11 protein-coding genes and 1 pseudogene are annotated in these 10,764 nt (G+C 70.7%); 3 read left to right on the forward strand and 9 right to left on the reverse strand.

The genetic code is table 11. The features are described 5' to 3' along the window. From ADBZ5U_RS10710 to pptH, 6 genes and pseudogenes are all read right to left on the reverse strand, one after another. Nucleotides 1–245 (reverse strand): annotated as a pseudogene (locus tag ADBZ5U_RS10710) (polyribonucleotide nucleotidyltransferase); the annotation flags it as partial. Nucleotides 246–479: 234 nt separating this feature from the next. Next, on the reverse strand, nt 480–749 hold the full coding sequence (gene rpsO, locus ADBZ5U_RS10715; RefSeq protein WP_526265213.1) for a 30S ribosomal protein S15: 270 nt from the start codon (nt 747–749) through the stop codon (nt 480–482). A gap of 85 nt (nt 750–834) precedes the next feature. After that, complete coding sequence (locus tag ADBZ5U_RS10720; RefSeq protein ID WP_526265215.1) at nt 835–1,812, reverse strand: bifunctional riboflavin kinase/FAD synthetase; 978 nt, start codon at nt 1,810–1,812, stop codon at nt 835–837. 43 nt (nt 1,813–1,855) lie between these two features. Further along, nucleotides 1,856–2,761 carry a tRNA pseudouridine(55) synthase TruB gene (truB, locus tag ADBZ5U_RS10725; protein ID WP_526265217.1) on the reverse strand — a complete coding sequence of 302 codons (906 nt, stop codon included), beginning with the start codon at nt 2,759–2,761 and terminating at the stop codon, nt 1,856–1,858. Next, a complete protein-coding gene (gene pptT / locus ADBZ5U_RS10730) occupies nt 2,758–3,426 on the reverse strand; it encodes a 4'-phosphopantetheinyl transferase PptT (RefSeq protein WP_526265219.1) in 669 nt (222 codons plus the stop codon). Before pptT ends, truB begins: the two co-directional genes overlap by 4 nt. Further along, on the reverse strand, nt 3,423–4,358 hold the full coding sequence (gene pptH / locus ADBZ5U_RS10735; protein WP_526265221.1) for an ACP phosphodiesterase PptH: 936 nt from the start codon (nt 4,356–4,358) through the stop codon (nt 3,423–3,425). Before pptH ends, pptT begins: the two co-directional genes overlap by 4 nt. 29 nt (nt 4,359–4,387) lie before the next feature. Between pptH and ADBZ5U_RS10740 the strand changes: the two genes are divergently transcribed. The 3 genes from ADBZ5U_RS10740 to ADBZ5U_RS10750 are packed head-to-tail and all read left to right on the forward strand — an operon-like array spanning nt 4,388 to nt 8,189. After that, nucleotides 4,388–6,028, forward strand: a complete 1,641-nt coding sequence (locus ADBZ5U_RS10740; RefSeq protein ID WP_526265233.1) for a CocE/NonD family hydrolase — start codon at nt 4,388–4,390, stop codon at nt 6,026–6,028. Nucleotides 6,029–6,055: 27 nt separating this feature from the next. Next, the gene (locus ADBZ5U_RS10745; RefSeq protein WP_526265223.1) at nt 6,056–6,820 is read left to right on the forward strand and encodes an enoyl-CoA hydratase; all 765 of its coding nucleotides are present in this window, start codon (nt 6,056–6,058) and stop codon (nt 6,818–6,820) included. Then, a complete protein-coding gene (locus ADBZ5U_RS10750; RefSeq protein ID WP_526265225.1) occupies nt 6,798–8,189 on the forward strand; it encodes a phenylacetate--CoA ligase family protein in 1,392 nt (463 codons plus the stop codon). Before ADBZ5U_RS10745 ends, ADBZ5U_RS10750 begins: the two co-directional genes overlap by 23 nt. Here ADBZ5U_RS10750 and ADBZ5U_RS10755 read toward each other — a convergent pair. The 3 genes from ADBZ5U_RS10755 to infB form a co-directional block, all read right to left on the reverse strand. Next, complete coding sequence (locus ADBZ5U_RS10755) at nt 8,168–9,172, reverse strand: DHH family phosphoesterase (RefSeq protein ID WP_526265227.1); 1,005 nt, start codon at nt 9,170–9,172, stop codon at nt 8,168–8,170. The genes ADBZ5U_RS10750 and ADBZ5U_RS10755 overlap by 22 nt on opposite strands. Continuing rightward, a complete protein-coding gene (gene rbfA / locus ADBZ5U_RS10760) occupies nt 9,150–9,620 on the reverse strand; it encodes a 30S ribosome-binding factor RbfA (protein WP_526265229.1) in 471 nt (156 codons plus the stop codon). The genes ADBZ5U_RS10755 and rbfA overlap by 23 nt, the downstream gene beginning before the upstream one ends. Nucleotides 9,621–9,655: 35 nt before the next feature. Next, nucleotides 9,656–10,764, reverse strand: a 1,109-nt coding sequence (gene infB, locus ADBZ5U_RS10765) for a translation initiation factor IF-2 (RefSeq protein WP_526265231.1), incomplete at its 5' end; no start/stop codon positions are given.

Below are 10,764 nucleotides of genomic sequence, written 5' to 3' on the forward strand. Positions count from 1 at the left end.
GCGGCGTACATCCGCTCCTCGACGTCGATGGTCAGCGGGAAGAAGTCGAAGTGTTCCTTGGGCGCCTTGCTGGCCGTCGTCGCCGACAGCAGCATGGTCTCCTCGTCGAGGTAGGCGACCACCGCGCCGGCGGCCTGCTGGGCCAACCGGCCGGTCTCGAAACGGATGGTGCGGGTGCCGTAGCTCCCGTTGTCGATGGTGGCGGTCGCTTCGAACACGCCTTCGTCGATTTCAGCGACAGACATACGTCCGTACAGCCTTTCGTTCACTGTTGATTTAGCGCCACCCAGTGACGAGACGAATCGGCTGACGATTGGCCACGGTCGTCGATCGAAGCGGCCGGGTGGCGTTCCATCCGGCAGCCACTACCGAAGACCGCCCGATCGGGCCGGGTCTCGGCGGGAGACGCAGGTCGCAGGCCGCGGCGCGGCCGGAGACCTCCTTATATTACACGGTGGCCGGGTGGGACCCGGCCACCCTCAGCGGCGCAGGCCCAGGCGCTCGATCAGCGAGCGGTAGCGCTGGACGTCGACCTGGGCGACGTACTTGAGCAGCCGGCGACGCCGGCCGACCAGCAGCAGCAGGCCGCGGCGGGAGTGGTGGTCGTGCTTGTGGGTCTTGAGGTGCTCGGTGAGGTCGGAGATGCGCTTGGTCAGCAGCGCCACCTGGGCTTCCGGGGAACCGGTGTCGGTCCCGTGCAGGCCGTAGGTGCCCAGGATCTCCTTCTTCTGCTCAGTGGTCAGCGCCATGCGAAAAACTCCAATTCGTCGGTGCCGCGAAGAGACCAGGCGTGGCCACCGCGGACTGCAGCACACGCGGCGCCGAGCCTACCGGTCAGGAGTCGGCCGCCAAAATCGCCCGGGCCCTGTCGGTGTCGCTTCCCATCGCGGCGATCAACTCGTCCACCGTGCCGAATTTCCGCTGCCCGCGGATCCGGGCCACGAAGTCCACCGCGACGTGCTGGCCGTAGAGGTCGGCGGTGGTGTCCAGCACGAAGGCCTCCACGGTGCGGGTCCGGCCCGAGAACGTCGGGTTGGTGCCGACCGACACCGCGCACGGATACCGCCGGCCGGGCAGCATCGGCCCCGGGCCGGGGCCGGGGCCGAGCACGGTGAACCAGGCCGCGTAGACGCCGTCGGCCGGGATGGCGGCATACGTCGGCGGGGAGACGTTGGCCGTGGGGTAGCCCAGCCCGTGACCGCGGCCCTCGCCCCGCACGATGACCCCCTCCACCCGGTGCGGGCGGCCCAGGGCCTCGGCGGCGGCCACCACGTCGCCCGCGTCGACGCAGGCACGGATGTAGGTCGAGGAGAAGGTGACCGACTCGCTCTGGTTGTGCTCGGCGACCAGCGAGACCGATTCCACGGCGAAACCGAACCGCTCACCGGCCTTGCGCAGGGTGGCGACGTTTCCCGCCGCCTTCTTGCCGAAGGTGAAGTTCTCCCCCACCACCACGTCGAGCACGTGCAGTCGCTCGACGAGCAGTTCGTGAACGTAGCGCTCCGGGGTGAGTTTCATGAAGTCGGCGGTGAACGGCATCACCAGGAAGACGTCGATGTCGAGTTCCTCGGCCAGTTCGGCCCGGCGCGCCAGCGTGGTCAGTTGCGCCGGGTGGCTGCCCGGGAAGACCACCTCCATCGGGTGCGGGTCGAAGGTCATCAGGACCGTCGGCACGCCGCGGGCCCGGCCGGATTTGACGGCGCGGGCGATCAGTTCGGCGTGGCCGCGGTGCATCCCGTCGAAGACGCCGACGGTGAGCACGCAGCGGCCCCAGTCGGACGGGATGTCGTCCTGCCCGCGCCAGCGTTCCACGCCGCCAAGCCTACGACTTGCGCGCCGCCGTGCCGCGACCTGCTCAGGACGTCGGGTCCGGCATCGTCGCCGGGCGGATCACCACCACCGACCGGGTCGACGATCCCCGGTCCGCCAGCAACGCGATCACCCGGCCACCCGGCTCGGTCGCGGCGTGGACACCCTCGATTCCCGCCGCCGGCAACGGACGGCCGTGGGCGGCGTCGGCGGCCTGGGCGTCGGTGATGTCGCGGCGCGGGAACGCCAGCAGGCAGGCCTCATCCAGGCTGTGGCTCAGCGCCGGACGCCCGGCGAGGTCGTCCAGGGTGCGCGCGTCGCCCAGGCCGTAGCGGCCGACCCGGGTGCGCCGCAGGGCGGTCAGGTGCCCACCCACACCCAGTGCCGCGCCGAGGTCGCGCGCGAGCGCGCGGATGTAGGTGCCCGACGAGCAGTCCACCTCCACCGCCACGTCGACGAACGGACCGGCGCGGCGTATCGACAACACCTCGAACCGGTCGACTCGGACCGTACGGGGGGCGAGTTCCACCTGCTCGCCCTCCCGCGCCAGTCGGTAGGCACGCTTGCCCCCGATCTTGACCGCACTCACCGCCGAGGGCCGCTGCGAGATCTCGCCGCGCAGCGCAGCGACCCCGGCCAGGATCGCCTCGTCGGTGGTGTCCGCGGCCGAAACATCCTGCAGCACTTCGCCTTCGGCGTCGTCGGTCGTGGTGGCACGACCCAACCGGATCGTCGCCTGGTACGACTTTGACGTCCCGCTGATCAGACCGAGGATCTTGGTGGCACGTTCGATGCCGATCACCAGGACCCCGGTCGCCATCGGGTCCAGTGTCCCGGCGTGACCGACCTTCCGGGTGCCGAACGCCCGGCGGCACCGGGCGACCACGTCGTGGCTGGTCATCCCGGCCGGTTTGTCGACGACGACGATGCCGGGAGCGGGCGCGGGTCTCACAGCACGATCGCGGTGAGCGCCAGGCCGGAGGCCACCGACCAGCGTCCGGCGAGTTCGGTCAGCGGCGGCCCGGATCGCGCGGCCGGATCGACGAGGATTCGGGACACGAAAACGCCTGCCGTGCCGGAGGAATCCACCTCGAAGCTGATGTGGGCGTCCTCGAAGCCCAGCCAGCGCCGGGTCAGCGGGAACCAGGCCTTGTAGGTGGCCTCCTTGGCGCAGAACAGGATCCGGTCCCAGTGCAGACCGTCCGGCAGTGCCGCGATCTCACACCGCTCGGCCGGCAGGCTGACGGCGTCGAGCACGCCGTCGGGCAGCACACCGTGCGGTTCGGCGTCGATGCCCACCGAGCGCACCGCGGAGCGCCGACCGACCGCCGCGCCGCGATAGCCCTCGCAGTGCGTCAGGCTGCCGACCACCCCATCAGGCCACTGCGGCTCGCCTTTGTCCCCCTTGAGAATCGGTGACTCCGGCAGCCCGAGCCGTCCCATCGCCAGCCGCGCGCAATGCCGCGCGGTGACGAACTCGTTTCGCCGCTTGGCCACCGAGCGCGCGATCAGCGGCTCCTCGGCAGGCAGCGGGGACAGATCCGGCGGATCGTGGTAGATCTCGGCGAAAACCAGATCGGCCACGTCGGGCAGCACGGCCCTCATCAGATCGCTCATCCGCGCCGGCTCCTCAGCCTCTCGCGGAACGCCTCGGCCTGAGCGCGCATCTCCGGGGTGATCATGAAGTGCCCGCCGAACTCGTTGAGGTATCCCGGCGCGTACTCCGGATCCGGCAGCACCTGGCGCAGCCACCGGTAGGGCTTGCGGCGCCGCCACTCTCGCGGGTAGCCCACCGACACCTCCTCGAAACGCACCCCGTCGTACCAGGTGGTGCGGGGTATGTGCAGGTGGCCGTACACCGCGCACAGCGCGTTGTAGCGGGTGTGCCAGTCGGCGGTCGCAGTCGTTCCGCACCACAGCGAGAACTCCGGGTGGAAGAGCATGTCGCAGGGATCGCGCAGCAGCGGGAAGTGGTTCACCAGGACGGTGGGGACCATCCAGTCCAGGTCCTCCAACCGGGCCCGGGTGTAGGCCAGCCGGTCGCGGCACCACGCATCGCGGGTGGCGTAGGGCTCGCAGGACAGCAGGAACTCGTCGGTGGCTACGACGTTGTGCTCCTTGGCGATTGCCAGACCCTCGGCCTTGGTCGTCGCCCCGGCGGGCAGGAACGAGTAGTCGTAGAGCAGGAACATTCCCACGATGGTCGCCGGACCGCCCCGGCCGGTCCACACCGGATAGGGATGCTCGGGTGTGACGATGTCCATCTGGTCGCACATCTCGACCAGGTGGTCGTATCGGGCCCGGCCGAAGACCTGCGCCGGATCCTTGCCGGTGGTCCACAGTTCGTGGTTGCCCGGCACCCAGATGACCTTCGCGAACCGCCGCCGCAGCAAATCGAGCGACCAGCGGATGTCGTCGGTGCGTTCGGCGACGTCGCCGGCCACGATGAGCCAGTCCTCGTCGGTCGCCGGGTACAGCGACTCGGTGACCTGCCTGTTGCCGGTGTGCCCGGTGTGCAGGTCGCTGATCGCCCAGAGTGTGGGAGCCACAAGCGAGCAGCCTACTGGCGGTCCATATCCTGGTTCGGGTGACGAGCACGCGGTTGGGCGATCGGGCGGTGAGTCGCGCGCTGCGGCTCCCGCCGCCGTCGACGGGGTACCTGGTGCACCGCGGGCTGCCCGTCCCGATGCGCGACGGCGTCCAGTTGCGCGCCGACCACTACGCGCCGCTGACCGACCGGCCGTCCGGCACCATCCTGGTCCGCGGTCCCTACGGCCGCGGGTTCCCCTTCTCGTTGGTCTACGCCCAGCTCTACGCCGCCCGCGGTTACCACGTCGTGTTGCAGAGCGTGCGCGGCACGTTCGGCTCCGGTGGCACCTTCGTGCCGATGGTCCACGAGGCCGAGGACGCCGCCGACACCGTGGTGTGGTTACGCGAACAGCCCTGGTTCACCGGCACGTTCGGCACCATCGGGCAGTCCTACCTCGGGTACACCCAGTGGGCGCTGCTGTCCGACCCGCCACCGGAACTGGCGGCAGCGGTGATCGGTGTCGGCCCGCACGACTTCCACGGAACCTCCTGGGGCACCGGGTCGTTCGCGCTGAACGACTTCCTGGGGTGGTCCGACATGGTGGGCAACCAGGAACGTTCGACCCTGCACCGGCTGGCCTTCCGGTTCCGGTCGTCGCGCCGGCTGGCGTCGGCCGTGCACGAAGTGCCGCTGGGCGACGCCGGCCGGCGGCTGCTGGGTGAGACCTCGCCGTGGTACGAGTCCTGGATCTCCCATCCCGACATCGACGACCCGTTCTGGGACCCGATGCGGATGACCCGTGCGCTGGAGCGGTGCACGGCACCGGTGCTGCTGATCAGCGGATGGCAGGACGTCTTCATCGACCAGACCATCACCCAGTACCAGTACCTCCGGCGCCGCGGGGTCGACGTGGCGATGACCGTCGGGCCGTGGACCCATGACCAGATGGTCTCCAAGGCCACCGGCAGCACCGCCGCCGAGACTCTGGCCTGGCTGGGAGCCCACCTGGCCGGGAAGGCGGCCGCACCGCGCCGCCGGCCGGTGCGGGTGTGCGTCACCGGCAGGTCCGGCCCCCGCTGGGCGGACCTGCCGGACTGGCCGCCGCCCACCACCGAGCGGGTCTTGTACCTGCAGGCCGGTCAGGGACTGGGCGCCGCCGCCCCGGCCGTCGGGGCCTCGGCGACGTTCCGCTACGACCCCGCCGATCCCACCCCGACGGTGGGTGGCCGGCTGCTCACCCTGCCGTCGGGATACACCGACGACTCCGAACTGGCCCGGCGCGCCGACGTGCTCAGCTTCACCAGCACGCCGCTGGAGGCCGGGTTCACCGTGTACGGCCACCCCGTCGTCGAACTGGACTACACGACCGACAACCCGCACTTCGACGTCTTCGTCCGGGTCAGCGAGGTGGACGAGCGCGGACGGTCCTGCAACGTCAGCGACGGGTACACCCGGTTCACCGCCGGTCCGAACGAACCGATCCGGCTCGAACTCGACCCCGTCGCGCACCGGTTCGGGCCGGGCTCCCGGATCCGGGTGCTGGTGGCCGGCGGATGCCATCCGCGGTTCGCCCGCAACCTGGGGACCGGGGAACCGGCGATCAGCGGCAGCCGGATGGCGCCGTCCGCCCACACGGTGCGACTCGGGGACTCCTCGCGGCTGATCCTGCCGGTGGGCGCGCCGGCCTAGGTGCCGTCGGGCGGGTTACGGTTGGCTATGGCCATCGAGGGTTCCGGCATCCTGCTCACCGACACCGCCGACCGGGTACGCACCGTCACGCTCAACCGGCCCGAGTCGCGCAATGCGCTGTCCGCGGCCCTGCGGAGCCGGTTCTTCGCCGCACTGCGGGCCGCCGAGGCCGACGCCGCGGTGGACGTGGTGATCGTCACCGGGGCGGACCCGGTGTTCTGCGCGGGACTCGATCTCAAGGAACTGGGCGACACCACCGAGTTGCCCGACATCTCGCCCAAGTGGCCGCCGATGAGCAAGCCGGTGATCGGGGCCGTCAACGGCGCGGCGGTGACCGGAGGCTTGGAACTCGCGCTGTACTGCGACATCCTGATCGCCTCCGAACGCGCCCGGTTCGCCGACACCCACGCCCGGGTGGGGCTGCTGCCGACCTGGGGGCTCAGCGTGCGACTGCCGCAGAAAGTGGGAATCGGGATGGCGCGCCGGATGAGCCTCACCGGTGACTATCTGTCCGCCGCGGACGCGCTGCGGGCCGGCCTGGTCACCGAGGTCGTCCCGCACGGGCAGTTGATGCCGGCGGCCCGCGCCGTCGCGGCCTCGATCGTGGGCAACAACCGGAAAGCGGTGCGGGCCCTGCTGGAGTCCTACCACCGCATCGACGAGCACGGCACCGGCGCCGGGCTCTGGATGGAGGCCGAGGCGGCGAGGAAGTGGATGCGCTCGGCCACCGGCGACGACATCGCCGCCAACCGGGCATCGGTGATCGAACGTGGCCGGGCGCAGGTCGGCTAGCACCCCGGGGGTCATCCTCGACCTGATCCGCACCAGACATCGGGGTCGGGTCGCGATCGAGGCGCGCCGCGCCCGGCGGACCAGGGACCTCATCGCCCACGCCCGCGCGAATTCCCGCTTCTACCAACGGCATTACGCGGACTCACCCTCCTGGGACCTCACCGGTCTGCCGCCGGTGACCAAGCGCGCGCTGATGGCCTCCTTCGACGAGTGGGTGTGCGACCCGCGCGTCACCCTGGCCGGCGTGCAGGCCTTCGTCGCCGGTTCCCGGCCGGCGGGAACCCCGTTCCTGGGCGAATACTTCGTCTGCTCGACGTCCGGCACCACCGGCCGCCCGGGCCTGTTCGTGCACGACCGCGGGGCGTGCCGGGTCTACGAGGCGCTGAGCATCCCGATGGACCTGGCCTGGCTGTCCGGCAGGCAGTGGCTCGAGCTACTCGGGCGACAGGCCCGCTGGGCCGTCGTGGTGGGAACCGGTGGGCACTTCGCCGGCGAGGGCTGGATCGGTTACCTCAGCCGGCGGCACTGGTGGCGGCGCAGCACCTGGCGGTCGTTCTCGCTGCAGCGGCCGCTGCCGGAACTGGTGGCCGACCTCAACGGGTTCCAGCCGGCAATCCTGACCAGTTACCCCAGCGCCATGGAGTTGCTCGCCGCCGAGCAGTCGGCGGGACGGCTGCGGTTGCGGCCGGTGATCGTCGAACTCGGCGGTGAGTCCTTCGACTCCCCCGCTCGCTCCCGCATCGCCGCGGCCTTCGGCGGGCAGGTGGTGCACAACGCCTACGGCGCCTCGGAGTTCCTGCTCATCGCCTTCGACTGTGCGCATGGCTGGCTGCACGTCAACGCCGACTGGGTGATCCTCGAACCGGTCGAGGCGGACTACAGCCCGACGCCGCCCGGCCGCCGGTCGCACACGGTGCTGCTGACCAACCTGGCCAACCGGGTGCAGCCGATCATCCGCTACGACCTGGGCGACTCGGTGACCGAACGGCCGGACCCGTGCCCGTGCGGCAACCCGCTGCCGGCGATCCGGGTCGAGGGCCGGCGGGACGACGTGCTCCGACTGCCGGCGCCGGACGGCCGGACCGTCGCCATCCTGCCGTTGGCCGTCGGCTCGGTTCTGGACGAAGTACCCGGGGTGTGGCGCAGCCAGTTGGTCCAGACCGGCCCGGCGGCACTGACCCTGCGTCTGGACCTGAGGTCCGGCGCCGCGCCGCAACAGGTTTGGGATCGAAGCTGCGCGGCGCTGGCCGACTACCTGGACTCGCAGGGAGTCGCCGGGGCGCAGATCCACCGCGACGTCGAGCCGACCCGGCACGACGTTCCCGGCGGGAAATTCCGGCAGGTGATCTACGCCGTCGGCGGGGACTGACCGAGAGCCGCGGCCAGTTCGGCGACCACGCCGTCGATCGGGCCGGCGGCCGAATACCCGGCGGCCAGGGTGTGCCCCCCGCCGCCCAACCCGACGGCCACCCGCGCGAGGTCGAACGACTTGGCCCGCATGGAGACCGACCACTGCTGCGGGCGGACCTCCTTGAACACCGCGGCGACCTCGGCCTCGTGTGTGGTGCGCACGATGTCGACGATGGACTCGACCTCTTCGGGGCGGTGCGCCGCCCAGTCGGCGTGGCCGACGACGACGTACACCAGTCCGCTCCCACCGGCCGCCTCCGGCAGCAGCACCGCGGTGGACAGCACCCGGGACAGCAGCGGCAGCCAGCCGAACGGATGGGTGTCGTGCAGCAGCCGGCTCATCGTCGCGTTGTCGACGCCGGCGTCCACCAGTCGGGCCGCGAGCCGAAGTGCCGGCGCGGACGCCCACCGGAACGACCCGGTGTCGATGCTCAGCCCGGCGTACAGACACCGGGCGACCGCGACGTCGATGTCCTCGCCCCAGGCGTCGAGCAGTTCGGCCACCAGCATGGTGGTGGAATCACTGCGCGGGTCGACGAAGTTCGCCGAGCCGTAGAGCGTGTTCGACCTGTGGTGATCGATCACCAGAACGTCGGCCCCGGTGAGCAGCGCGGCATGCTCGCCCAGCCGGTTTGCGCTCGGGGTGTCGACGGCGACCACCAGATCCGCGTCGCGGCGCACGTCGGCGGGCGCCGTCAGCAGCTCGCAACCGGGCAGCTGGCGCAGCGACTCCGGCAGCGTGTCGGTGGCCGGAAGGGCGACCTGCACGGTCGTCCCGCCGCGGATCAGCACCAGTCCCAGCGCCAGCGCTGCGCCGACGGTGTCGGCGTCGGGCTGCACATGGCACAGGATCACCACCGAGCGCGCGGCGGCCAGCAACCCTGCCGCACCGGAGGCGTCGACCCGCCTGCCGGCCCGGTCAGTCGTCGACTGGTTCGCCACGCAAGTCCCGGTCGTTCTCGCCGGCCACCCGGTACGGCTGCGCGTCGCCGGCCGGAGTGGCCCCGGCACGGATCCGGGCGACGTCGGCGTCGGCGGCACGGGCCCGGGCCAGCAGCTCCTCCATCCGGTGCGCGGCGTCGGGAACGGTGTCGCGCACGAAGGCCAACGTCGGGGTGAAACGCACCCCGGTGCCGGCGCCGACCTTGGTGCGCAGCACGCCCTTGGCCTTCTCCAGCGCCGCCGCCGCGGCGGCGTAGTCGGGCTCCTCGTCGATCGACCGTCCCATCACCGTGTAGTACAGCGTCGCGTCGTGCAGGTCGCCGGACACCTTGGCATCGGTGATGGTCACCCCGGACAGCCGCGGATCCTTGATCTCGTACTCGATCGCCGTGGCCACGATGGTGGAGATCCGCTTGGCCAGCCGCTTGGCCCGTGCGGGATCAGCCACTTAACTCAGCCCTTTGGTCTGTCTCACTTCGTACATCAGACGCGTTCCTTCTCGACCAGCTCGTAGGTCTCGATGACGTCGCCCTCCCGGATATCGGAGTAGGTGAGCGTCAGACCGCATTCGAAGCCCTCGCGGACCTCGGTGGCGTCGTCCTTCTCCCGCCGCAGCGAGGAGATGGTGAGGTTCTCGGCGACGACGACGTTGTCACGCAGCAGACGCGCCTTGGCGTTGCGGCGCATGATGCCCGACTGAACCATGCAACCGGCGATGTTGCCCACCTTCGAGGAGCGGAAGATCGCGCGGATCTCGGCACGACCGAGTTCGCGCTCCTCGTAGATCGGCTTGAGCATGCCCTTGAGCGCGCTCTGGATCTCGTCGATGGCCTGGTAGATCACCGAGTAGTAGCGGATCTCCACGCCCTCGCGGTTGGCCAGTTCGGTGGCCTTGCCCTCGGCGCGGACGTTGAAGCCGATGATGATGGCATCCGAGGCCGAGGCCAGGTTGACGTTGGTCTCGGTGATGCCGCCGACGCCGCGGTCGATGACCCGCAGTTCCACCTCGTCGTCGACCTGGATGCCCAGCAGGGCCTCCTCCAGGGCCTCGACCGTGCCGGAGTTGTCGCCCTTGAGGATGAGGTTGAGCTGGCTGGTCTCCTTGAGTGCCGACTCCAGATCCTCCAGGCTGATCCGCTTGCGGGCCCGGGCTGCCAGCGCATTGCGCTTGCGGGCGCTGCGCCGGTCGGCGATCTGGCGAGCGATGCGGTCCTCGTCGACGACCAGGAAGTTGTCGCCGGCGCCGGGCACCGAGGTGAAGCCGATCACCTGCACCGGACGCGACGGGTACGCCTCGGTGACGTCCTCGCCGTGCTCGTCGACCATCCGGCGGACGCGACCGTAGGCGTCGCCGGCCACGATCGAGTCACCGACGCGCAGTGTGCCGCGCGCGATGAGCACGGTGGCCACCGGGCCGCGACCGCGGTCCAGGTGCGCCTCGATCGCCACGCCCTGCGCCTCCATATCGGGGTTGGCCCGCAGGTCCAGCGAGGCGTCGGCGGTCAGCAGGACCGCCTCCTCCAGTGCCTGGATGTTGACGCCGTTCTTGGCCGAGATGTCGACGAACATCGTGTCGCCGCCGAAGTCCTCGG

The sequence above is a fragment of the Mycobacterium sp. genome, from assembly GCF_040398885.1.
In the GTDB taxonomy this organism is placed as follows: Bacteria; Actinomycetota; Actinomycetes; order Mycobacteriales; family Mycobacteriaceae; genus Mycobacterium.